The organism is Aquirufa sp. HETE-40SA (genome assembly GCF_054558635.1).
The window spans coordinates 64,550-89,186 of record NZ_JBPXKN010000002.1; the positions used below are offsets into that span (position 1 = coordinate 64,550).

General features: G+C 42.6%; 22 protein-coding genes. 6 read left to right on the plus strand and 16 right to left on the minus strand.

Annotation, left to right across the window (positions count from 1 at the left end):
- Positions 1–56: 56 nt before the first annotated feature.
- Positions 57–1,538 (plus strand): Do family serine endopeptidase, encoded by a 1,482-nt coding sequence (locus tag ACRZ9O_RS05575; RefSeq protein ID WP_459457173.1) that lies wholly within the window; start codon positions 57–59, stop codon positions 1,536–1,538.
- Between the two features lie 226 nt (positions 1,539–1,764).
- Here the strand turns inward: ACRZ9O_RS05575 and ACRZ9O_RS05580 are convergent, their stop codons facing one another.
- A complete protein-coding gene (locus tag ACRZ9O_RS05580) occupies positions 1,765–2,748 on the minus strand; it encodes a pyruvate dehydrogenase complex E1 component subunit beta (RefSeq protein WP_459457175.1) in 984 nt (327 codons plus the stop codon).
- Positions 2,749–2,859: 111 nt separating this feature from the next.
- Between ACRZ9O_RS05580 and aroB the strand changes: the two genes are divergently transcribed.
- Positions 2,860–3,888 (plus strand): 3-dehydroquinate synthase, encoded by a 1,029-nt coding sequence (gene aroB, locus ACRZ9O_RS05585; RefSeq protein WP_459457177.1) that lies wholly within the window; start codon positions 2,860–2,862, stop codon positions 3,886–3,888.
- Here the strand turns inward: aroB and gatC are convergent, their stop codons facing one another.
- From gatC to ACRZ9O_RS05605, 4 genes are read right to left on the minus strand one after another with little or no spacing between them, the layout of a single operon-like run.
- The gene (gene gatC, locus ACRZ9O_RS05590) at positions 3,889–4,176 is read right to left on the minus strand and encodes an Asp-tRNA(Asn)/Glu-tRNA(Gln) amidotransferase subunit GatC (RefSeq protein ID WP_459457179.1); all 288 of its coding nucleotides are present in this window, start codon (positions 4,174–4,176) and stop codon (positions 3,889–3,891) included.
- Positions 4,166–4,348: a hypothetical protein gene (locus ACRZ9O_RS05595; RefSeq protein ID WP_459457181.1), complete on the minus strand. Its 183-nt coding sequence runs from the start codon at positions 4,346–4,348 to the stop codon at positions 4,166–4,168. Before ACRZ9O_RS05595 ends, gatC begins: the two co-directional genes overlap by 11 nt.
- Before the next feature lie 6 nt (positions 4,349–4,354).
- Entirely contained in the window at positions 4,355–5,857 is a 1,503-nt protein-coding gene (gene gltX, locus ACRZ9O_RS05600; protein ID WP_459457183.1) for a glutamate--tRNA ligase, read from the minus strand.
- 5 nt (positions 5,858–5,862) lie between these two features.
- The gene (locus tag ACRZ9O_RS05605; protein WP_459457185.1) at positions 5,863–6,234 is read right to left on the minus strand and encodes a RidA family protein; all 372 of its coding nucleotides are present in this window, start codon (positions 6,232–6,234) and stop codon (positions 5,863–5,865) included.
- A gap of 58 nt (positions 6,235–6,292) precedes the next feature.
- Between ACRZ9O_RS05605 and ACRZ9O_RS05610 the strand changes: the two genes are divergently transcribed.
- On the plus strand, positions 6,293–7,174 hold the full coding sequence (locus ACRZ9O_RS05610) for a DMT family transporter (protein WP_459457187.1): 882 nt from the start codon (positions 6,293–6,295) through the stop codon (positions 7,172–7,174).
- Between the two features lie 192 nt (positions 7,175–7,366).
- On the opposite strand, the gene ACRZ9O_RS05615 is transcribed toward ACRZ9O_RS05610, so the two are convergent.
- Positions 7,367–8,461 (minus strand): chorismate mutase, encoded by a 1,095-nt coding sequence (locus ACRZ9O_RS05615; RefSeq protein WP_459457189.1) that lies wholly within the window; start codon positions 8,459–8,461, stop codon positions 7,367–7,369.
- A 106-nt stretch (positions 8,462–8,567) separates the two neighbouring features.
- Between ACRZ9O_RS05615 and ACRZ9O_RS05620 the strand changes: the two genes are divergently transcribed.
- Positions 8,568–9,767 carry a proline dehydrogenase family protein gene (locus tag ACRZ9O_RS05620; protein ID WP_459457191.1) on the plus strand — a complete coding sequence of 400 codons (1,200 nt, stop codon included), beginning with the start codon at positions 8,568–8,570 and terminating at the stop codon, positions 9,765–9,767.
- Positions 9,764–10,342, plus strand: coding sequence for a lipoprotein signal peptidase (locus tag ACRZ9O_RS05625; RefSeq protein WP_459457193.1), 579 nt, complete (start codon positions 9,764–9,766; stop codon positions 10,340–10,342). Before ACRZ9O_RS05620 ends, ACRZ9O_RS05625 begins: the two co-directional genes overlap by 4 nt.
- Before the next feature lie 65 nt (positions 10,343–10,407).
- On the opposite strand, the gene ACRZ9O_RS05630 is transcribed toward ACRZ9O_RS05625, so the two are convergent.
- The 8 genes from ACRZ9O_RS05630 to ACRZ9O_RS05665 form a co-directional block, all read right to left on the minus strand.
- Positions 10,408–11,016: an OmpH/Skp family outer membrane protein gene (locus ACRZ9O_RS05630; protein ID WP_459457195.1), complete on the minus strand. Its 609-nt coding sequence runs from the start codon at positions 11,014–11,016 to the stop codon at positions 10,408–10,410.
- A 46-nt stretch (positions 11,017–11,062) separates the two neighbouring features.
- On the minus strand, positions 11,063–11,647 hold the full coding sequence (locus tag ACRZ9O_RS05635; protein WP_459457197.1) for an OmpH/Skp family outer membrane protein: 585 nt from the start codon (positions 11,645–11,647) through the stop codon (positions 11,063–11,065).
- Between the two features lie 2 nt (positions 11,648–11,649).
- Positions 11,650–14,295: an outer membrane protein assembly factor BamA gene (gene bamA / locus ACRZ9O_RS05640; protein WP_459457199.1), complete on the minus strand. Its 2,646-nt coding sequence runs from the start codon at positions 14,293–14,295 to the stop codon at positions 11,650–11,652.
- A 16-nt stretch (positions 14,296–14,311) separates the two neighbouring features.
- Complete coding sequence (locus ACRZ9O_RS05645) at positions 14,312–15,052, minus strand: isoprenyl transferase (protein ID WP_459457201.1); 741 nt, start codon at positions 15,050–15,052, stop codon at positions 14,312–14,314.
- Between the two features lie 80 nt (positions 15,053–15,132).
- A complete protein-coding gene (locus ACRZ9O_RS05650; protein ID WP_459457203.1) occupies positions 15,133–15,822 on the minus strand; it encodes a DUF6089 family protein in 690 nt (229 codons plus the stop codon).
- Positions 15,823–15,848: 26 nt separating this feature from the next.
- Positions 15,849–17,387, minus strand: coding sequence for a DUF1501 domain-containing protein (locus ACRZ9O_RS05655; protein WP_459457205.1), 1,539 nt, complete (start codon positions 17,385–17,387; stop codon positions 15,849–15,851).
- Positions 17,388–17,389: 2 nt separating this feature from the next.
- Positions 17,390–18,760 carry a DUF1800 domain-containing protein gene (locus ACRZ9O_RS05660; RefSeq protein ID WP_459457207.1) on the minus strand — a complete coding sequence of 457 codons (1,371 nt, stop codon included), beginning with the start codon at positions 18,758–18,760 and terminating at the stop codon, positions 17,390–17,392.
- A gap of 1 nt (position 18,761) precedes the next feature.
- Positions 18,762–19,235 (minus strand): hypothetical protein, encoded by a 474-nt coding sequence (locus ACRZ9O_RS05665; RefSeq protein ID WP_459457209.1) that lies wholly within the window; start codon positions 19,233–19,235, stop codon positions 18,762–18,764.
- A gap of 153 nt (positions 19,236–19,388) precedes the next feature.
- Between ACRZ9O_RS05665 and secA the strand changes: the two genes are divergently transcribed.
- Positions 19,389–22,742: a preprotein translocase subunit SecA gene (gene secA, locus ACRZ9O_RS05670; protein WP_459457211.1), complete on the plus strand. Its 3,354-nt coding sequence runs from the start codon at positions 19,389–19,391 to the stop codon at positions 22,740–22,742.
- A gap of 228 nt (positions 22,743–22,970) precedes the next feature.
- Here the strand turns inward: secA and proB are convergent, their stop codons facing one another.
- Positions 22,971–23,999, minus strand: coding sequence for a glutamate 5-kinase (gene proB / locus ACRZ9O_RS05675; RefSeq protein ID WP_459457213.1), 1,029 nt, complete (start codon positions 23,997–23,999; stop codon positions 22,971–22,973).
- 13 nt (positions 24,000–24,012) lie between these two features.
- A complete protein-coding gene (gene aat, locus ACRZ9O_RS05680; protein ID WP_459457215.1) occupies positions 24,013–24,621 on the minus strand; it encodes a leucyl/phenylalanyl-tRNA--protein transferase in 609 nt (202 codons plus the stop codon).
- Positions 24,622–24,637 lie beyond the last annotated feature (16 nt).

The window sequence follows — 24,637 nt, forward strand, 5'->3', positions numbered from 1 at the left end:
CTAATTTTCATTTAAATTCGCAGTACAAATTTTAAATTTATAAAAGCCAAATAAAAATGAATAATCAGCTTAAGTCGTATGCGATCATTGCATTAATGTCAAGTGGAGTCACTTTAGGCGCCTATTCGCTCTTTAATTTAGGTAATAATACATCCGGATTCTCGGATGCGCCCTCCGCCTTTACCACCTCCGTATCCAATCAAATCGTTCCAGGAAACCCAGGTGAATTCACCTATGCGGCAGAAAAAACAACCCCTGCGGTCGTTCACATCAAGACGAAAATGGAAACACGTCAAAGACAACAACAATTCTCGAGCCCTTTTGATGATTTCTTTGGTTTTGGAGATCCATTCGGTGGCGGCGGCCGTAGACAACAGCAACAACCACAAGAAGCGTCAGGTTCTGGAGTAATCATCTCCGCTGACGGTTATATTGTGACGAATAACCACGTAGTAGCAGAGGCATCTGAAGTTACCGTTATCCTAAATGACAAGCGTGAATACAAAGCGAAGGTCATCTCAACAGATCCATCTTCGGATTTAGCGGTGATCCAAATCAAGGAAACAAATTTACCTTTCTTAACTTTTGGCGATTCTGACGCACTTCGCGTAGGTGAGTGGGTATTAGCCGTGGGTAATCCATTTAATCTAGAGTCAACAGTTACAGCAGGTATCGTTTCTGCCAAAGGCCGTCAAAACATCATCGACCGCGATAGCCCAGACATGAATCCACTTGAATCCTTCATCCAAACGGATGCCGCGGTAAATCCAGGCAACTCAGGTGGAGCTTTGGTGAACTTAAAAGGGGAATTAATCGGTATTAACACCGCTATTTATTCTCGTACAGGTCAGTTTGCGGGTTACTCCTTCGCCGTTCCTGTGAGCATCGTGAAGAAGGTATCTGGTGATCTAATTAAATACGGTAACGTTCAGCGTGGCTTCTTAGGCGTTCAGATCTCTGAAGTAAATGCCAAATTAGCAGACGAAAAAGACCTTAAAACTAGCGCTGGTGTATATGTAGGAGGCTTCTCTGAAAACTCAGCAGCTAAAGATGCAGGTATCAAAATAAATGACGTAATCACAAAGGTAGACGGAGTAGAGACTAAATCAACTTCGAAGTTAATGGAAATCGTGAGCAGAAAGCGTCCAGGTGAGCCACTTCAAGTAACAGTTAACCGCGATGGCGCTACAAAGGAATTCAAGGTGACCTTAAAGAACAAAGACGGCAACACCGAAATCGTAAAAGGAGACAACTCTACTGAATCAGCGAAATCAGAGTTCTTAGGCGCTAAATTTGCTAGCTTGACTCCAGCTGAGATGAAGAAATTCGGAGTAAGTTCAGGTGTAAAGATCGCCGAGGTATTACCGGATGGCCGTCTTGAAATGTACGGACTTGCAAAAGGTTCTGTGATCACTAAGATCAACGACAAGGTAATCAATTCTCCTAAGGAGGCAGTTGAGGCTTTAGAATCCAGAAAAGGACGCATCAAGCTGGAAGGTGTGGATGTGGATGGTTCACGCTTCATCTACGTGCTTTAGAGAGTAGATTATAGAGTATAGATTAAAGCATAAAGCACAAAGAATAAAGCATAGAGGTGGAATCGCCGGTGGCGATACGTTTGTGAAGGATTTTTCACGAATTCATCCGCGAAGCGGATACCAACTTTATACTTTGTGCTTTATTCTTTATGCTTTAATCAGTAGCTACAACAAAAAAGCCGAAGCTTCTCACGAAACTTCGGCTTTTTTTATGCACTGAAGAAGATTACTTCTTGTATGTTACTGTTTTAACCGCTTGGATCGTACGCTCGATGCTTGGAAGAATTTCTTCGATCAAGGTAGGTGCGTAAGGAAGAGGTAAGTCACGCGAGTTCACACGAACTACGGGTGCATCTAAGTAATCAAATGCCCAACGTTGTAAGTGGTAAGCAATCTCAGATGAAATTGCAGATAATGGATTCGCTTCTTCTACTACCACGCAACGGTTCGTTTTCTTCACTGATTCTACCACGGTGATATAATCAATTGGACGTACGGAACGTAAGTCGATTACTTCGCAAGAGATTCCTTGCTTCTCTAATTCCTCTACCGCTGGCATTACCACGCGAGAAAGCATTTTACCGAAAGTAACGATGGTAACTTGTGAACCTGGTTTAACCACATTGGCTTTACCAATAGGGATTAAGTATTCGCCATCTGGTACTAAGCCTTTGTCACCGTACATCACTTCTGATTCCATGAAAATCACGGGATCATTATCACGAATCGATGCTTTTAACAAACCCTTTGCATCTGCTGGGTTCGAAGGAACCACCACTTTTAAGCCGGGTGTGTTTGCAAACCAATTCTCGAAGTTAGATGAGTGTTGAGATGATAATTGTCCCGCATTTCCAGTCGGTCCACGGAAGACGATAGGGCAAGAATATTGTCCACCAGACATAGACATCATTTTAGCAGCTGAGTTAATCAGTTGATCAATCGCTACTAAAGAGAAGTTAAAGGTCATGAATTCAACGATGGGACGAAGACCATTCGCTGATGCTCCTACGGCAATTCCACCAAAACCCAATTCAGCAATCGGCGTATCAATTACGCGCTCCGGACCGAATTCATCCAACATTCCCTGGGAAACTTTGTAGGCTCCATTGTATTCCGCCACTTCCTCACCCATTAAAAAAACAGATGAATCACGACGCATTTCCTCTGTCATCGCCTCACGTAAGGCTTCTCTAAACTGAATTTCTCTCATAAAAAAATGTAAATCTTGTGGGATTAACAAGCGGGTACAAAATTAGGCAAAAAATAGTCCATTTTCACAAAATCGTGGTAATTTTGAGGAGTCCATTGAAGAAAAAATCCCATGTCAGTCGAAATCGCACCTATTTCAAATTCTTTACCGGCTTTTTTAGGCCAAAATTCCTATTTGCAAATAGCGGTTCTCGTGGACGAGCAAACATCGAAGCATTGCCTTCCGCTAATTGAAGCCTATTTGCCGAAGGGTTTTATCAAGATTCAAATCAAATCAGGCGAGAATAATAAACATCTGGGAACTTGTGAAAAGGTGTGGGAAGTGATGACCAAAGCAAACATGGATCGCCACGGATTGTTAATTAATTTGGGCGGTGGGGTGATCGGGGATTTGGGTGGGTTTTGTGCTTCTACCTACAAACGTGGTATAGACTTTATTCAGATTCCTACGACCTTATTAGCACAAGTGGATGCAAGTGTGGGCGGGAAATTAGGAGTAGACTTTCAGGGTTTGAAGAACCATATTGGAGTTTTCAACTTGCCCAAGACGGTTCTGATTGATCCAAACTTTATTCAAACGTTACCACAATCACAGAAGCTTTCTGGATATGCCGAAATTATCAAGCATTGCCTGATTCGCGACGCAGAGAAGTGGGAGCAAATCAGCCATACCGATTTCTCAGAGGTAGATTTTGCGAGTCTAATTCAGCATTCTGTTGAGATTAAAAAAGCGGTAGTGGCAGAAGATCCTACGGAAAAAGGGTTGCGTAAGATCTTGAACTGGGGACATACGCTGGGCCATGCCGTGGAGACATTCTTATTAGATCAAGGAAAGCGGAAGATTTTGCATGGCGAAGCCATTGCGGTGGGGATGATTATGGAGGCTTTTTTGGCGTTTCAACGCGGATTGATTAGTGCGGAAGAACTGGGTGATATCGAAGTTTACTTGTTCGAGACCTACGGAAAGGTGTCACTAAAGGCGTCTGAAATTCCTGCGATTATTGCGCTAACGCTTCAGGATAAGAAGAACAAGGGCGGGGAAGTGAGATTCTCCCTGTTAACGGGTATTGGAGATTGTGGCTACGATATTCCAGTCAGTAAAGCGGAAATGAAGAAAGCTATTGAGTACTATATAGGCTAATTATTCGATTACTTGCGGAACTTTGAAGTAGGTATCATTTGTGTCAGGGCCTAAAGCAAGGGCTTGGGCACGATCCAGAGTCAATTTACCCTCGTCCTCACGGAAATGATTTAAGGCAGGAGTCATGTGGACCAAAGGCTCCACGGACGTTGTATCCACCGAATTTAAGGCTTCCATCCAGACTAACACCTTGTTAATCGAATCCTGCATCTCCCCTAGTTTCGATTGGGGCATTTCTAATCGAGCTAAATGCGCGATTTTCTTCACATCCTCTTGACTAACCTTCATTTTCTTTCGGTTTTAATTTTTTATCCTCGGGCATATGCTTGTCCAAAAACGCATTCAAACGATCGCGGTCAAGGCTGGACGTGATGGTTCCTAATGAATCGATATTCATTTCAAATCCCGCTAATTCTGGATGTACCGTGGGTAAATCCTTCTTCTTATCCTTTTTCGCCATCTTCTTTTATAGTGCTGGGAATTTGGCCAAAGCCGTAGACAACCGCTCGATCACCTCCGCTTTACCCCATAATTGCATCGAAATCATCAAATCTGGACCTGCTCCATTTCCACTTAAGGCCACGCGCAAAATCTGCATCACCTTGCCCATCTTAATTCCATTCGCCTCTAATACTTCGTGAATCGCGTGTTTGATACCTTCCGGCTCCCACGAATCTACACCAGGTAAAGCTTGAGCGATAAATTGCAAACCAGACGCAGCATCAGCATTCCACTTCGAAGCCATAACAGCCTCATCATAAATGGCTGGACGCGCTTGAAACTCGGCCACTTTCACCGCTAATTCTTGTGGGAACGTAATACGATCTAAGAATAAGTGCACGAAAGCCAGGGCTTGATCAGCAGACAAGTTAGGCAAATAATCTGCCGCTAAAGCCGCTGGATCTTGTTGCTTAATGTATTGCTCATTAAACCATTGGGCCTTTTTCACATCGAACTTTGCACCCGCTTTGTTAATGCGTTCTAAAGAGAAGGCATCTGCTAATTCCGTCAAGCTGAACATCTCTTGCTCCGTTCCTGGGTTCCAGCCTAAGAAAGCTAAGAAGTTTAAGGTTGCCTCTTTTAGGTAGCCTTCTTGCTTAAACCCTTTAGAAATCGCACCCGTTGCTGGATCCGTCCATTCCATGGGGAATACGGGGAAACCGCCTAAATCTGCGTCTCTTTTGGACAACTTACCATTGCCCTCTGGCTTTAACAAAAGAGGCAAATGGGCAAACTGAGGCGCTTTCCAACCGAAAGCTTGGTACAATAAAATATGCAATGGCGCTGATGGCAACCATTCTTCTCCACGGATCACGTGGGTAATTTCCATAATGTGATCATCGACTACATTCGCCAAATGATAGGTAGGCATCCCGTCCGACTTCATCAAGACTTTGTCATCGATACTAGACGTGTGCACGTGAACCCAATCGCGAATGCTGTCTTGGAAACGCACCTCCCCTTTCGCTGGAACTTTCAAGCGAATGACGTAAGGTGTTCCGGAAGCAATCAATTCATCCACCTCAGCCGGAGCCAAAGCAATCGAATTTTTCAACTTCACACGGGTTAATGAATTGTATTGAAAGGCAGAGCCTTGGCTCTCGAAGCTAGCACGCATCGCGTCTAATTCTTCTGATGAGTCAAAAGCGTAATAAGCCTTGCCATTGGCTAATAATTGGTCTGCATAGGCTTTATAGAGGTCTTTACGTTCGCTTTGGCGGTAGGGTTCATGTGGTCCACCCACGCCTACGCCCTCGTCAGGGCTGATGCCTAACCAAGCTAAGCTCTCTAAAATATAGTTTTCCGCACCCGGCACAAAACGCGCCTGGTCGGTATCTTCGATACGCAACAAAAATTTACCCCCCATTTTGCGGGCAAACAGGTAATTATATAAAGCGGTTCTCACCCCTCCGATATGGAGCGGTCCCGTAGGACTAGGTGCAAAGCGAACACGTACTGAATCAGACATAGTTGTTATTTATAGGCAATACAAGAAATCTCTACGCGCACATCTTTAGGAAGGCGAGCGACCTCAACCGTCTCTCTAGCGGGAGGATTTTGGACAAAATAACGACCATAAACTTCATTGATCGCAGCAAAATGACCCATATCCTTCACGAAAATCGAACACTTCACTACGTTATCGAACGAATAAACCGCCGCCGTCAAAATATGTTGCAAATTCAACATGACTTGATTCGTCTCCTCCTCAATACTTCCACCCGCCTCAAAAACCGATAAAGCAATCTGGCCAGACACATAAAGCGTGTTATTAACCTCAACTGCCTGGGAATAAGGCCCAATGGGAGCGGGTGCATCAGGGGATAAAATAATTTTTTTTGTCATACCTTTGAAAAGAAATGCAAGTTAGAAAATTTGAGCTAATCCTCGAAGTTTATATCGTATGTTGAAACGAATTTATTCCAACAAAGGAGTCTTTTTCATGCTGCTCTCCTCTCTTTGCTTCGCGATCATGTCCGCGATCGCAAAAGAAATGAGCCACACCTTCAACTCTATACAACTTGTCTTTTTCCGCAGCGCCGTAGGACTTCCCTTTTTATTAACCAGCCTGTACCGAAAACCCGCCGTTCAAGTGGGCGGAAAACTCTATTTCATCATCCTGCGCGGACTTTTGGGGGCCTTCACCCTCTATTGCCTCTTCTACACACTAGAACATTTAGGCCTTTCTCTAACGAACACCTATGGACAAGCTTTCCCGCTCTTCATCGCAGTCTTTAGCTTCTTTTTATTGCCAAATGAGGGTCTTTCCAGCAAACAAGTTTTATTCCTACTGATTGGCTTTTTCGGCATCTTACTGATTTTTCAACCAAGCAGTGATGGTTCTCTTTGGCATCATAGCACCGGAATCATCTACGCCATGGGAACGGCTTTAGGCTATTTAGCCATCAAAGAGGCCCAAAAATATTATGATTCCCGCTGGGTTGTCGTTTCCTTCATGGGCGCCGGACTTATTGCGTCTGTGATTTCCCTTTTAACCGGAACCTTAGGCGGGTTTGAAAATAGCTTCTTGACGGGCGTTTGGGTGCAGCCATCCATCGCCGAATGGATTTCAGCACTGATCATGGGCCTATTGGCCTTAGGGGTTCAATATTACACCACGCAGGCTCTCTTAAATGAGAAGGCGAGTGTAGTAGGTGTGGTGGGAAATAGCGCGGTTATCTTCTCCATTATCATCGAGGTCGTTCTAGGCCACGGATTCCCTGACTTCATTACGTTAGTGGGGATGGGGTTGATTGTGTGGGCGGGGTATAAGATTAGTCGCTAGTCTTTAGTCCGGAGGGATTGAGTCCGGAGGGACATTTCATGATTGCATCCGATTCGCGGATTCAATCTTTATGCTTTATTCTTTATGCTTTATACTTTAAATAAATTATGCTTTAAACAAAAAATGGGACCTTTTAAGGGCCCCATTTTTAATAAAATCCTCCGGACTCATTTCCTCCGGACTTCGGACTAATTATGCTGTTGCATTATTCATCACTTCCGTTTGCTTACGGATAGATTCTAAGTGAACTAATTTGAATAGTTCTTCTACGAATTCTGGATATAAAGCTAAACCTTTCGCTTGGTTCGCACGGTCGTTATGTAATTGCTTCCAACGATCTAATTGCAATACCGCTACGTTATTATCGCGCTTGTATTCGCCTAATTTCTCTACAACTGACATACGAGCTGCAATAACTTCTAATAGTTCGCGGTCGATGTTGTCGATTTTCTCACGAAGACTCGCTAATTCATCAGAGAAGTCTGCGCCGTAGCTCGCATTGCGAACTTCTAGGTCACGTAACATTTCGCCTAATTTCTCAGGAGTAACTTGTTGTGAAGCATCTGACCAAGCTGCATCTGGATCGCGGTGAGTTTCGATGATCATACCATCGTAGTTCAAATCCAAAATACGTTGAGACAACTCCATCAATAACGCACGCTTTCCAGCCATGTGAGATGGGTCACCGATTAATGGCATTTGAGGGAACAAACGCTTTAATTCAACGGCCATAGCCCACATAGGTGAGTTACGGTATTTCGTTTCTTGTGCGTTAGAGAAACCACGGTGGATCGCTCCTAATTTCTTGATACCTGATCCTTGAAGACGCTCGAAAGCACCTACCCAAAGAGCTAGGTCTGGATTTACTGGATTCTTTACAAGTACAGGAACGTCTACTCCTTTCAAAGCATCCGCTAAATCTTGTACGTTAAACGGGTTAACCGTGGTACGAGCACCGATCCATAAAACATCAACGCCGTATTTCAAGGCTAATTCGATGTGCTCTGGAGTAGCTACTTCAATAGCTAGTGGTAATCCTGTTTCTTTCTTCGCTTCTACTAACCATTTTAAAGCTGGTTCTCCCATCCCTTCAAAACTGCCTGGACGTGTACGAGGTTTCCAAACACCTGCTCTCATGATGTGAGCATAACCCTCCGCTTTGATACGGCGAGCGGTTTCTAATACTTGCTCTTCTGTTTCAGCTGAACATGGACCCGCAATAATTAAGGGTTTTCCGTTTGTCTGAATCCAGTCTTGCATTGGTACAATGTCTAAATTGGCATTCATAATATTCTGACGGTTAACGAGGACTTACGCCCCCTATTTATTTGTTTATTTTTTTCTTAAGCAATCGGTAATATTTCAATTATATTTGCATCAATTTTTAGCACAAATGACAAAAAAATCATCAACAATTCCCTCAGTTACTTTATCATTTGAGAATACTAAAATAGCCTTTGCTTCGAAAGACGATTTTCAGTTGAAGAAGTCCTATTGGATTTTTGCTGCAATGAACCAAAATTGGTTGGTAAATTTAGGCACTTTTTTCATCAAATTATTTCTTTTCCTGCATTTTCCGGTCAAAAAAGTCATAAAAAGCACGATTTTTGCCCAATTTTGTGGTGGAGAAACCATAGATGGCTGTGAATCAACGATTCAAGAACTTGAAAAGGCAAAAATTGGAACAATTCTAGACTACTCTGTTGAGGGAGAAGAAAGTGAAAAATCATTCCAAAAAACCAAGGATGAAATCCTTAAAACGATCCGTAAATCTGCGGAAAATCCTGCCATTCCATTTGCCGTTTTTAAGTTAACGGGAATCTTTCAATCAGAGCTTTTGGAAAAAGCACAAACCGAGGCAGAATTAACGGAGGAAGAAAAGGAATTATTCGATCACAGTAAAGAGTTGCTAATCGAGATATGCGATCTAGCACACGTTTTACAGGTGAGACTTTTCATCGATGCAGAGGAGAGTTGGATACAAACGACTATCGACCGTTTAACCTATGAAATGATGGCTAAATACAACCAAAAAACAGCTATCATCTACAATACCTTTCAGATGTACCGCCATGACATGCTGGCGAATTTAGAGGGTGCCATCGCGGCGGCTGAGGCAAACAAGTATTACTTAGGAGTGAAGTTAGTGCGCGGGGCCTATTTAGAAAAAGAACGTCAAAAAGCGCACGAAGATGAATATTCAGAGCCTCTACACGTATGTAAAGAAGATACGGATCGCGACTACGATTTAGGCGTTAAATTATGCCTTGCTCATGTGGAGAACGTGCATTTTTGCATGGGGACCCATAACGAAGCAAGCTGTTTGCTACTGTGCGATGCCATGAATGAATTACAAATTTCATCCAATCACCCGAATATCTACTTCGCACAATTACTAGGCATGTCAGACAATATCTCCTACAATTTAGCCGCATCAGGTTATAATGTTGCGAAATACGTGCCATATGGGCCAGTGGATGCCGTAATGCCCTACCTATTTAGACGCGCAGAGGAAAATAGTTCTATTGCTGGACAAACTTCTCGCGAATTTGCCCTATTACAAAAAGAAGTAAACCGCCGAAACGACGCATGAAAAATTACCGCTATTTCCTTTTAAGTTTATTGATTATTGCCCTAGATCAGGGAATTAAAATAGCTGTTCATACCTGGATGGAACCAGGTTATTTTGGCCAAATTCCAATTATTGGGGATTTCTTCAAACTACATTATACCTTAAATCCGGGTATGGCATTTGGGATTCAAATTGGATCTATTTGGGGAAAGTTAATCTTAACAAGCTTCCGGATTTTAGCCATGCTTGCCATTGGGTATTACTTGTACTCTTTGACTGTAAAAAAGAGCCCGACGGGACTTTTGGTTTCAGTTGCATTGATTTTAGGGGGCGCCATTGGCAATTTAATTGACTCCGTATTTTATGGCGTTATATTCCAAAATGCCCCGGCTGGAGCACCGATGAGATGGTTTCACGGTCAAGTAATCGATATGTTTTTTGCAGATTTTTACGAGGGGCCTTTGCCTTCCTGGATTCCACTTTGGGGCGGTTCTTATTACTCCACACCTATCTTTAATTTTGCAGATGCCGCTATCTTTTGTGGTGTAATGTCTATTTTGTTATTTCAAAACAAGTTTATTTTACAGGACCAATAAAATAGATAGGGCATAAAAAAAACCTGACCGTTTCCGATCAGGTTTCCTTATAAAAACGGTAAGAATTACTTCTTAGGAGCTGCTGGCTTAGCTGCTGGCGCTGCTGCTGGAGCCGCTGCCGCTGGAGCTGGAGCACCTGCTGGACGAGGTGTAATTCCCATTTTCTTCAATACTAAGTCTGAGATATCAGCCTCCGCAGGGAAGTGTAATAGTACAGGATTAGCACCTGTTCCTGGCTCGTAGTTGTTAAACACGAATGTATAGGCATTCTCGTTCGCTACTGCGTGCATGTTTTCTTCAATCTTCTTAACGATAGGTTGCAATAATTGAGCTTGCTTCTTTTGGATCGAAGTTTGCGCATTTTGCTGGAACTCTTGAATCGAAGTTTGTAAGTTTTGTAATTCCTTTTCTTTGTCTTGCTTTATGATATCAGAAGTGTTAGCTGGTAACTTCTCGTACACCGCTGCTTTATCTTGGAAATCTTTGATTTTTCCTTGAATCAATGTTTGGTATTGCTTCTCTGTGTTTTTCAAATCTTCCTCTACTTGCTTAGCCTCTGGCATTTGGCTGTAGATTTTTTCTTGGTAGATGAATCCGATTTTTACTTGAGCCGTAGCAGGCAACGCAGCTAATCCGAAAAGTAGGCCTGCGGCCAAAATAAACTTATTTTTCATGTGTATTAATAATTTGTTTGTGTTCTCTTTTTTATTTAGGGTAAAATTAATTCTTTTTAGGACTTTTCTGCTCTTGCGCCTCCTCTTTCTTTGTTTTTTCTACCAAATTAGGATCTAACTCCACCCCTAATTCTTCTAAAACATAATCTGAATAGTCATGAATAGGATTTGTATACAATAATACCAACCCATCATTTGCCTTATCAAATATAAAATCTAAGCGCTTTGCTCTGACTACTTTTTCAATTGCTTTAGAGATTTGATCTAAAATGGATTTATAAGCCGTTTGCTTTAATTTGAATAAATCCCCCTCCACACCAAAAACTTGATTTTCGAAAGCCTTCGATTCTTTACTTTTTGATTGAATAGCCGCTAATCGTTGCTGCTTTAAATCTTCCGTTAGCAAAAGTTCTTCTAACTTATATTCTTTTTCTAACTTCTCCAGCTCTTGCTTTTTCTTTTCTACATCGCTTAACCAAGTCTTTGTATTCTGTTCAATTTGTTGTTGAACTTTAGCATACTCGGGCATTTTAGATGTGATGAATTCCGTGTCGACATATCCGAATTTCTGAGCATTGGAAGGGCTCAGAAACAATAAAATAACAATACCTGTCAACCAAAACCGCATCATGCTTATCTAATTTGTTGTCCAATCGAGAACGTGAATGCTTGTTGACCAAAATCAGAATCTCCTGGACGTGGCTTATCAAAGCCAAAACCATAATCTATACCGATCATACCAAAAGCAGGCATGAATATACGTGCGCCAACTCCTGCTGATTTATACAATTTGAACGGACTATATTCGCTCAAAGAAGAAAAGTTATTCCCTCCCTCAGCAAATGCCAAGGCGAAAATCGTTGCAGATGGATTTAATGAAACAGGATAACGAACTTCCATTACGAACTTGTTGTAGGCAACCCCTCCATTACCATAAGAACCTGAAGGCCCAATCACACGGTCTTTATATCCTCTTAGACCTACGATATCCCGATTGAAAGAGAAACCTTGCACCATTCCAGAACCACCTAAATCAAAACGTTCAAATCGGGTGGTTTCTTTGCCTCCGTAAGATCCTAGGAAACCCATGTGTGCACGTGTATGTAGGATAAATTTACCCACTAATGGACTAAACCAACTCGCATCCAACATCCATTTGTGGTACTCAATCAACAAATTGTCCTTATTCATACCTAACAACCCGAATGGAGGTGTGAGTGTTCCTGATAAAGAGAAGCTAGATCCTGAACGCGGAAAAGTAGGATTGTCAATACTATTTCTCGAAAAGTTCGTCATAAAAGTCACTGACGTAGAGATTCCCTGCGGGTATGCCCATGTCATATATCTGTCCACATCAAAACGAGAAAAAGCAATCGAATGACTTAATGAGAAATAATCATCCGGCCATTTTAAGCGTTTTCCTAAACTTACAGACAAGCTGGTTACGTTAAAGTGAGCATCTGTCAATGAGTCAGGAACAGAATAACTATTCAAACCGCCATATAAACCCCCTGTACCAAAACCACCACCACCATAACCGCCGAAACCACCAAAACCGCCACCGCCAAAACCACCGTTGCTATAGTTATTATATCCTGCTTGGGGAAGTAAATAAGGATAGGAAATGCTACTATTCAGGGATATAGATAGGGAATTAGGTCTCTTACCACCTAACCAAGGCTCTGTAAAGGTAAGGCTATAGTTTTGAAAGGAGGCTCCATTTGCTTGAAAACGGATGGCTACCTTTTGGCCATCTCCAGCAGGCAATGGCCGGTAAGACTTAAGATTTAAAATATTTTTAGCCGAGAAATTGTTAAACACAACACCTAGCGTACCCACAAAACCAATGTAACCTCCCCAGCCACCTGAGAGCTCAATTTGATCTGAAGGTTTTTCTTCCACATTATACTCGATATCCACGGTTCCATCAGGACGGGGAACTGGATTAGGGTTTATCTTCTCCGGGTTAAAATAGCCAATGGTTGAAAGTTCACGCACGGTACGAATGATAGCTGATTTATTGAATTTTTGACCAGGCAACGTACGTATCTCGCGCATGACCACGTGATCTGATGTCTTTGTATTTCCGTTCAAGGACACTTTGTTAATTATCGCTTGTTTCCCTTCTGAAATACGTATGGTCAAGTCAATTGAATCCCCTTCGATAGCCGACTCTACTGGTTCTGCGTGATAGAATAAATACCCATTATCCATGTAAACAGAACTCAAATCCTCGCCTGGGTTCGCGTTCATTTTTTTATCTAATTCTTCCGTGTTGTACACATCTCCTTTTTTCACCCCTAACACTTCACGCAAAAGAGAATCAGGATAGATATAATTGCCCTCAAATCGCACACTACGGTAATAATATTTCTTACCTTGAACTAAGCTTAATATTAAATTGACAGATTTATCATTGAAACGAATGACCGAATCTGATTGCAATTGAAAATCCCGGTATCCTAGCTTGTTCATGGCAGCTAGCAACTTTTCTTTATCTTCATCCCATTTCTTAGGAACAAATTTAGAAGGCTTAAATACACGCCCAAATCGAATTTGCTTGGTATTTTTAATCTTTCTTAAGATTAAAGAACGAAACTCAGGATCGATGCCATTTAATACTATTTTATTTACTTTAACTTTCTCCCCCTTCGTAACAGCCACTTGTAAAATGGCGTTATTACCCCGCACTGAATCTACTTTAATGACTGATTTTGTTTTGACATTTAATTTACCTTTCTCTTGGTAATATTTACGAATCGTCAATTCTAAATTCTTACGAAGTGTCTCTGTGATGATCTTACCTTTATAGGTCTTCATCTTCTCATTCAAAGTCTCAGTTTCTCCTTTACGAATTCCCGTATACTGAATTGAATACAAACGAGGTCGCTCTTTTAACTCGATCGTTAACCAGACTTTACCCTCTTCTACTTTTGTTGAAAGTATTTGCACCTCATCTAAAATACCCTGATTCATAATCTTCCGAATCGCTGCTCCAATTGCATCCCCCGGAATCTTAATTTTATCCCCTACCTGAAGTCCTGAAATATTAATCATGGAAGTCCCATCATAGTACTTTGAACCCGTTACTTGAATATCTGCGATGGTATACTCCTTAGGATCAGCATAAGAAAAGCTCGTTTCTGGAAGTGCAGCTGATATGGTTCTCGTCCTACCTAGTATCTGAGCAGAAACAGAATAAGAACCTAACATATAAAGTAAAACACCTAGCAAGGCGCTACGTTTATTTAGTAATTGAATGGCAATTGATTTTTTCATAAATGAGCCTCAGCCCCTAATTTAACTGTTCACTAATCTTCCCAAATCTTCTTTCACGCATTTGAAAATCGATAATCGCTTCATTTAGATGTTCTTTTCTAAAATCAGGCCAAAATAAATCTTCAAAAATATATAACTCTGCATAGGCTAACTGCCACAGCATAAAATTGCTAATCCGGTGATCTCCACCTGTTCTAATCATCAAATCTGGATCAGGCATTTCAGCCGTTGACAGATGAGATTGTATGGTATCTGCATCAATGGAATCTGCCGCTATTTCCCCCGTTTGCACTTTTGCTGAAATCCGCTGAGTAGCCTGTACTAAATCCCATTTACCGGAATAAGACAAAGCTAGAACTAAGGTTAAACCCTTATTTTCAGCCGTTTTTGCCATCGCTTTCTCTAGTTCAGCTCTAGAAGAGGCTGGCAATTTACTTAAATCCCCGATCGCTTGTAAGCGAATATCTTTCTTCATCATCCCCGGCAATTCATCCTTGATTGCACTCACTAAGAGACTCATTAAAGCGGTCACTTCTGCTTTAGGTCGATTCCAATTCTCCGTAGAAAAAGCATACAAAGTCAAAAATCGCACCCCCAATTCACCACAACCTTCAATCGTTTCCCGAACCGCTTTCAAGGCTGATCTATGTCCAAAAACACGATCCATCACTCCTTGCTGCTTAGCCCATCGACCATTACCATCCATGATAACAGCGATGTGAACGGGAACATTCGTAAGATCAATCGACTCTTTCAATTCTTTATTCTAAATAATTACCCATAGGTAATAAGGTGGCAAATGTAGTTATTAAGACGGCTTTATCCAATTAAAAAATGTTAATCCGTGGGACAAAAAATGGACTGTATCGTATAGGTAACGCTAATCGACGTAAATAAATACTGATCCCCATCAAATAATTTGTAATTAGAAACATTGCTATCTCTTGGGCTATCTAGAGCAGAAGAAAAGGTTTTTCTCGAACCTGCTTCAAATTGCAAACCAACCTTAGGGTTCACTTGGTATTTTATGCCTAGCCCATAAGGAAAGGCAAGAACCGGAAATAAGGAAGAATTAAAATCTAGTCCATTATTAACACCCGATACTTTAGCCAGTACGCCCGATAGACCCACATACACATAAGGAGTCCAATTAACAATTTTCCGATTAGACTGATAATCCAAAAAGTTATAATCTACTAAGCCATCTAATTGCAAAATGGACGTTGAAAAGTTAGTAGCTGCTAAACCACCCACAGAAGGAGAAATCCTATTTTCTATATTTCCACTTAATCCAGAATAAGCCGCTTGAACTCGAAAATCTACATAGGATTTTCTTTGATACATCACCTGAAAATTAATGCTAGGCTTGATGGTAGCTAATTCCTTCGTGTTAGGAACTAAATTCCAATTAGCATAATTTCCATGGTATAAAGATCCGCCTAGACCTGCACCATACGTCCATTGTTGTGCCTTCATGGAGATACAAAATAGGAGAACAAGCAATAAACTATTGGAAATTCTTTTCATTAATCTGCAAAGATAAGCATCTAGATTTAATTTATGATGATTAATCGTTTCGTAATTCGTTCTCCTACGGACGAAGCTAAACTGACTAGGTAGGTTCCTGCTGGGAAGGCGCTCGTATCTAAAATTTGGGTGTAGGTTCCACTAACAACATCACCTGAAAATAGGGACCCTACTTTTTCTCCTACCATATTGTATAGCGCTACTTCTATATTCATCGATGCAAAAACGGCGTATTGAATTCTGACTAGGCCTATTGCAGGATTTGGTGCAGGATCTAATAGTCGTATTCTTGCGCCTGCTTCTGGTAAAAGTGGTGAGCTCAAGAAAATAGGTAAACGTTCAAAAGATTTTTTAAATATCTCCGTGGTGCTAGTAGCGTTTAAACCTAAATGATCTCTTAGTACGGTGGTATATATTTGACGATAATCAAACATAGCTTTGATGTCTCCGCTAGCATCTACGTTTGTTAAACTAGGGTTCTCCCCTATCATTCCTCCTCTAACGGTATCCCCAATCACAAAAAGGGGAGCGGCGGTTCCGTGATCCGTTCCGGCTGTGCCGTTTTGATTTACCCGGCGACCGAATTCTGAAAAAGTCATTAAAGTAACTTTCTCTGAAATATTTTGGGCTTTCAAGTCCTTTTGAAAGGCAGCTACGGCCTCTGATATTTGTTTCCAAAGGTTCGCATGTTGTGTTAATTGATTCGCATGGGTATCAAATCCTCCGATGGTACAGAGATAGACTGGCGTTTCTAACCCACCCGAGATTAGTCTGGCAACAATGCCTAACTGTTTTGACAAGTTAGTATTGGGATAAGTGACCCTATTAGCTCCTTTTAAGGCCCCATCCCGAATCACTTTCGAGTACTGAATAGAAGTACTTGAAATTTGTTTTAAAAAGGCTAATTCATCCCCTGCTAATGTAGCCGGCGGTATTTCATCGTCAGCTAAGGTACCTGAAACCAGCTGGTAGAAGAGATTTGGGTCCTCGAAAACGGTTCCGAATCGACCTAAATCTGATTGAAATAAAAGTGATTCAACGGAGCCTAATTGAATAGCCATGGGCTGAGATGGCATCGTAATTGGATAATTAGGGTATCTGTCTGCCAAATAACGTGCAGCCCATCCTTCCTCCCAAACTACGTTCTCATCTGATCCAGTGTTCCAAATATCAGTGGCACGGAAATGAGAACGATTTGGATTCGAATATCCTACATTTTGTATGATCGAAACATTTCCTTGATCATATAAGGATTTTATGGGGGCCATGGATGGATGCAAATACATCCCATTTTTCAAGGCGATCGCATTTTCCTTTTTGATGGCGATATCCGGTCTTTTGGCAAAATAGATATCATTTTCTGCCGGAATTACCGTATTCAATCCATCATTTCCACCTACTAATTGTATGATAACTAAGGCATTGCCCGTGGGAACTGAATTGACTAAACCTGCAGGCATTTGCGCATAAGCTTGGGCGGGCATTCCTGAAATTCCTAATCCAACCCCTCCCGAAAGAAGCGCCATCTGACGTAAAAACGCTGAACGTGTCAAATCCTTTTTCATCCTTAACAAAGTTGAAATTCTGGCAAACTCATCACTGCTTTAAAGAACTGCTGCAAACTCACATTTGCACCTGGAGTGTAAGTAGACCAATTCTTTACAATGGTCCCACTTAATAAAGTTTCTAAAAGAAAAGCTTTCTTTTTAGGCGTAACCGGAAATTGCAAAAACAAGGCTAGGACATCCTCTACGAATTCTACAGCTTTCTCAGAATTTGTGAATGTTTGTGCATAGGCTACAGGCACTAGTTTTCCAGTGACATTCACACCATTATAGCGTTTACCGGTCAGCAAGGAATCCGTAAATCCACCCCTATAGGAATAAGTGGTCGAGGAAATCCAATCCCGTTGCCCAGGCCAGCCTGCCACATCCGGTGGCTGAAAAAGCTGCATCTGTAACACTTTGGATAACTCGTACATATTGATATAATCCGGAATGGGAAGCTCCAATAATTTCGAACTGCCCATCATCAATTCAATCGGATTTTTAATCTTACTTCCTATGTATGTGGCTTTAAAGAACTCCTCTGAGTTAAATAAAAACCTCAACAAAGGCTTCATTTCATACTTGTTTGACCGTAAAACCGCAGCCATTTGTAGGACAAAAGCCTCATTAGGTTTGTAATACACAAATTCCTTGTAGAGTTTTCGACAGATGAATTCGGCAGTCGCTTTCTGCTCGAAGATGTGGTCAATCAAACTATTGACATCAAATTTCGCCGTTTTGCCTAAAATCGTTACGGAGGCCTCTGTATACCAGCGAGTGGCTACAAAATTTGCCGTTAATCCATTGACCTGCCATCCAGAAAGTACCTTAGCAGCTTGCTTTACGTCTGTTTCTGAATAATTTCCGATGCCCATCGTAAATAACTCGAGTAGCTCGCGGGCAAAATTTTCATTAGGTGTGGCACCCCGGGAATTATTTCCGTCTAAGTAGATGAGCATCGAGGGATCAATCGCAACCTCTTTCACTAACTGCTTGAAATTGCCAAACGCATATTTTCTAAACAAAGCATTTTGGGCATACATGTGTTGGGGATATTGAACTTTATCCCGCTCGTTTGCAAAATGATTATGAAAGAACAGCACCATTTTCTCCCGCATGTTCAAGCCCTCTTTGTACATCAGATTAAACCACCAATAGTTGAATTCGCGGTACCAAGTTCCTGTTTGGCCGGATGAATTTTGTGCGGCAGCTGGGACCGTGCTTACCCAGGTATTGGGAGCAGCTGGTATCGGTGTATCCTTTAGAAGGGCTAAATCGATTAAATCCGAAAAAGTACCATAGCCTTGGGCTACAGATAGGTCAATCTTAGAATAACCGAAGAGTGTCCTAGCTAACAAATGACCGACATGGGTGGAATTCCAAACTGGCATCTCATTCTAAGAATTTAATTCGCAAAGTCGTATCCGGCTTTGAAAAACGTTGAACACGGACATCTAGTGAATTGGCGGCTTTTGTAACTCTTTGCGGGACGGCTAGTTGATCGAAGAAAACAGGATCCGCATCGACTAGGTCGACTATTTGTTTTTTACCCTTCTTTCCTTTTATGACTAAGTAATAATGAATTTCACTCTTGAATTTTGCATCCGTATATTTCTTTCGAATAGATCCATCCCAGGCCATTTCTGTGATTTCATCCGCATCATTGTATACTTTTTGCGACCAAATATTGGGTAGAAATATCTGTGCGGCGAAGGCTATCCCAGTCATAGCGATCAGAATAGAGCCGAAGTTTTTGCCAAAAAAATCTTCCTTATTCGCCGATGCGCCACCACCCATACCTCCGAAAAGAGGCATTTTTAATTTTTTGCGAGGAACTCGGCGCGGTGGAACTGGAACGTTGGACATTTTGTTAAGGAGATTAATTTACAAATCAACTAATTTTGGGTGAATTCTTACCTTTTTTTGGATTAATTTATCGTTTATAGTAAGGATAAAAATTCAAATTGGTAAATTGCCTGTTCATTTTTTCCAAACGCCTAGAAAGCACAGATTATTATAATGATTTCATTCATCAGTAAATCGGTAACGAAAATATTTGGCACGAAATCAGAGCGCGACATTAAAGCGTTGATGCCTATCGTTGAGAGCATAAAAAACGAATACTCCAAGCTTAATTCCTTGTCAGATGACGAATTGCGCGCTAAAACGGCGGAATTCAAATTAAGAATTGGCGATTTTGTAGCAGATATAGATAATCAAATTACTTCCCTACATACCTCTGCAGAAGAAACAGAAGATGTGGATGCGAAGGATCGTTTTTTCCAAGAAATCGATGCCTTACAACTAGAGCGCAATGCGCGTTTAGAGGTCGTGTTAATGGAAATATTACCTGAAGCCTTCGCAGTGGTGAAGGAAACAGCACGTCGTTTTACAGAAAACAAACAACTAGTCGTTTCAGCCACCGTAGAGGATAAATTCATCGCCTCTAAGAAGAAAAATGTGGTGATTGAGGGCGATAAAGCGATTTGGAAAAACCAATGGTTAGCTGCTGGAAATGAGATAACCTGGGACATGGTGCACTACGATGTACAGCTAATCGGGGGTATTGTATTACACCAAGGAAAGATTTCTGAAATGGGTACGGGTGAAGGAAAGACACTCGTTTCTACCCTTCCTACGTATTTAAATGCCTTAGCGGGTCGTGGGGTTCACTTAGTAACGGTGAATGATTATCTTGCGAAACGTGACTCTGAGTGGAATGCCCCTTTATTTGAATTCCACGGATTGAAAGTAGATTGTATCGATAAGCACGATCCGAACACTGAAGAACGTCGTGCGGCCTATTGGGCAGATATTACGTATGGTACAAATAATGAATTTGGCTTTGATTACTTGCGCGATAACATGGCGCGTAGTTTAGAAGATCAAGTACAAAGACCCCACCATTTCGCGATGGTCGATGAAGTCGATTCCGTATTAATTGATGACGCGAGAACGCCATTGATTATCTCTGGACCGATTCCAAAAGGTGACGAACAAGAGTTCGAAACTTTCCAACCCCGTATTCATAAATTAGTAGAAGCACAGAAGCAGATCGTTCAGAACTTCTTAGTAGAAGCAAAGAAACTCATCGCTGCAGGTGATAAGAAAGAGGGTGGTTTAGCCCTATACCGTGCCTACAAAGGTTTACCTAAGTCGAAGCCATTAATTAAATTCTTGTCCGAAAACGGGATGAAGCAATTGATGAATGAGACGGAAAGTACCTTCTTAGCGGATAACCAAAAGATGATGCCGGAGGCTGTAGCACCTCTTTTGTTCACCATCGAAGAGAAGAACAACCAGGTGGAGATGACCGAGAAAGGTTTGGAATTCATGAGTGGAGACACCGAAAATCCGAACTTCTTCGTGTTACCCGATCTTTCGATCGACTTAAACCGCATCGAGCAAAACAAGGAGTTAGCTGACGCTGATCGTCTTGCTGCGAAGGAGCAACTGATCCAAGATTATAACGAGAAGGCCTCCCGTATTCATACGGTTAGCCAATTATTAAAGGCCTATACCCTATTCGAGAAGGACACCGAATACATCATTGTAGAGGGCAAGGTGAAGATCGTGGATGAGCAGACGGGTCGTGTGATGGAAGGCCGTCGTTATTCGGATGGCTTGCACCAAGCGATTGAGGCGAAAGAAGGCGTAAATGTAGAGGATGCGTCCCAAACCTATGCCACCGTTACCCTCCAAAATTACTTCCGCATGTACCACAAATTAGGGGGTATGACGGGAACGGCGGAGACGGAAGCGGGTGAGTTTTGGACAATTTATAAACTAGATGTCGTTTCAATCCCTACCAATCGTGTCATTCAACGTAAGGACCACGAAGATAAAGTGTACCGCACGGTGCGTGAGAAGTACAACGCCGTAGCTGAAGAAATTCAGGAATTAGTAGCTGGCGGACGTCCAGTCTTAGTCGGTACGACTTCGGTGGAGAACTCGGAGTTACTAAGTCGTTTGCTGACCATTCGTAAGATTCAACACAATGTATTGAATGCCAAACAACACGCTCGCGAGGCAGAAATCGTCGCAGAAGCGGGTCAGTCAGGCAAGGTAACGATCGCTACCAATATGGCGGGTCGTGGAACTGATATTAAACTAAGCCCTGAGTCGAAGGCGGCAGGTGGTCTAGCGATCATCGGTACCGAACGCCACGAATCTCGTCGCGTCGATCGCCAGTTACGTGGTCGTGCGGGTCGTCAAGGAGATGTGGGGTCATCTCAATTCTTCGTATCGTTAGAAGATAACTTAATGCGTCTTTTCGGATCAGACCGTATCGCGAAAGTGATGGACCGTCTGGGAATGGAAGAAGGCGAAGTGATTCAACACTCGATGATTACCTCATCGATTGAGCGAGCACAGAAGAAGGTGGAGGAAAATAACTTTGGCATTCGTAAACGTCTATTGGAATACGATGACGTGATGAACTACCAACGTAACGCCATCTACAAGCGTCGCCAAAACGCCCTTTTAGGCGAGCGTCTATCATTGGATATCATCAACATCTTGTTCGATGTATGCCGCGACATCGCGACGCAGTATACGAGCTACGACGATTTCGAATTGAAAACGATCGAGTTATTAGGAATGGAGCCGCCATTCGATGCGTCTGCGTTCACTAAATTGAATAATGACCAAAGAACGGAACAATTATTCATTGCAGCAGAACAACATTACAAGTCGAAAAACGAGGTCATCGCCTCTCAAGTCATTCAGGTGGCTCAAGAAGCGAAACAACACGGCTATTCTGGCATTCAAGTGCCTATTAGCAATGGCCAAATGACGACCGGAATCATTGTAGATGCAGACAAAACGATCTCTACTCAAGGAAAGGAAGTAGTGAAAGAGATGGAGAAATTCATCACCTTATCGCTGATCGACCAAGAGTGGAAAGAGCACTTGCGCGAGATGGACGACTTGAAACAATCCGTTCAAAACGCCGTTTTCGAACAAAAAGATCCCTTATTGATCTACAAATTCGAATCCGTCAACTTGTTCCAACGCTTCGTTGCGCGTGTGAACATGGATACGATCAGCTTCGTGATCAAAGCCGAAATTCCAGCGGTTCAACAAACGAATCAATCCGCTGCCAAAGCACCCAAAGAGAAAGCACCTAAATTGCAAATGAGCAAAGACGATGCCATTTCTTCTTTATTAGGTGGCCTAGCCGGCGCACAAGAGGAATACCACGACCCGTCCACTCCTTCTGTGGAGCGTGCGGCACCTCGCCAAGCGATCAAAATTGCAGACCGCAACCAACGCGTGACTGTTCAATACGTAGACGGAAGCATCAAAGAAGATGTGAAATACAAGACGGTGGAACAGGATGTGGAGAATGGGAGAGCGGTGGTTATAGCATAAATTTAGATTTATGGCAGTAGCCATAAATCTAAATTTAGCTAGTGGACAGTAGTCAGTGGACAGTCGCTTCGCGCCTTGATTAAAGCATAGAGCATAAAGCACAAAGAATAAAGTTGGTTAAAAATGGGACTCAGGTCCCATTTTTGCTTTATGGAAAAAACATTTCTATACGAATCCGCGAAGCGGATACAAACTCTATGCTTTATTCTTTGTGCTTTATGCTTTAAATTAGATAAGAACGATGTCGTCGGCGTTAGCGACCTCCACCCCTTTTCCGGCCCCCTCCAGCTCCGCCTTCGAGCATCTAGCCCGAGCAATAGCAAATGGTGTTTTAGTGGGATCCAATAATTCGATGACCTCGCCTTTCATGAAATCGCCTAGGATTTCGGTTATACCTACGGAAAGTAGGCTTTTGCGGGAGTTGATGGCTTTGACGGCGCCTTTGTCTAGGACGACTTTGCCGGTGATGAGGCTGCCGGCGGCGAGCCATTTTTGGCGGGCGGTTAGGCTGGCTTTGCCTGCTTCGAAGACCGTACCTATTTTTTCGTGAAGGGCGTCCACGATTCCTCCTGCATTATCTAACCCGAAAATCACGACCTTGATACCTAAGCGCATGGCAAGGCGGGTGAAGGTGAGTTTCGAGATCATTCCGCCTAAGCCGGTTGATGAGGTGTCGGAGGAAACGACGGATAGAGTGGAGGCGTCGATTTTAGGGACGTGGCGGATGATTTCGCCGTTTGCGTCTAAAAGGCCACCTACTGAGGTAGATATTAAAAGTTTTTCTGCGCCAAAGCCGGTTGCGATTAGGGTCGCGAGTTCGTCGTTGTCGGAGAATTTAAGTTCGGTGTTTGAGACCACGTCATTTTCGTTTGCGATGGGAATGACGTTGCTTTTCCAAAGTTCCTGGTAGGTTTCCTTCAATTGAAGGAAGGATTCGCGGCGGGAAAAGTGGTGGCGTTCGCAAAGCGATTGGGCGATGGCGATGCCGTATTTCGAGAAATAGTGGTTGTATTTTGCGATCAAAATGGGGTTTCCGATCGCGGCGGCGGCTTTCCGTTCGGAAAGGGTGCCTTTGTAATTGCTTAAAAATGCCTTACCTGCGGCCACGGCTCCGGAGGAAACCAGGACGATGTCGTACGCTTTTGTGAGGCTGGAAACCTGAGAGGCTATTTTCTCCAAAGTCTGCTCATTCACCTCCCCGTTCTTGTGGGTGATGGAGGAGGAACCGAATTTGATGACAAGAATGGGCCTAGACATGCCGCAATTTAGTTTAAATTGCGGGTTTTTGAAAGTCGCAAGTGCTTTTTAAGGCTTTGGCGAGTCTTTTTATATAGGCTGAACGGGGAATATTGATGGCTCCGTAACGCAAAACGTTATCGTTCATGAACTGGGAGTCGAGAAGTTGGTATTTTTGTTCGCGCAAGATTTGGATCAAATAATGAAAGGCCACTTTCGAGGAATTAGAGACTAGGGAAAACATGGATTCGCCAAAAAAAGCGGCCCCTAAAGAGACTCCATATAGACCCCCTACTAGTTTATCTTCCTGCCATGCCTCCACTGAATGCGCTAAACCCATGCGATGCAATTCGGAATAGGCGGCGATTAATTCCTCTGAAATCCAGGTTTCATCTTCTGTAGCTCGAGGCAAGGCGCAGTTGCGCATGACTTGTTCGAAACTGGTGTCTACGCGGATTTCAAAGCGGTTTTGGTTGATGATCGGCTTGAGGGATTTGGCAGGCTTATAACTTTGAATCGGAATAATCGCACGTGGGTCTGGACTATACCAAAAGATCTCTCCGGTCTCCTCCGCCATGGGAAACATCCCTGACGCATAGGCGTAAACGAGGGTTTCGGCGGTGAGGGGAGTGGAGGCTTCCATGAAATAATTAATTGAT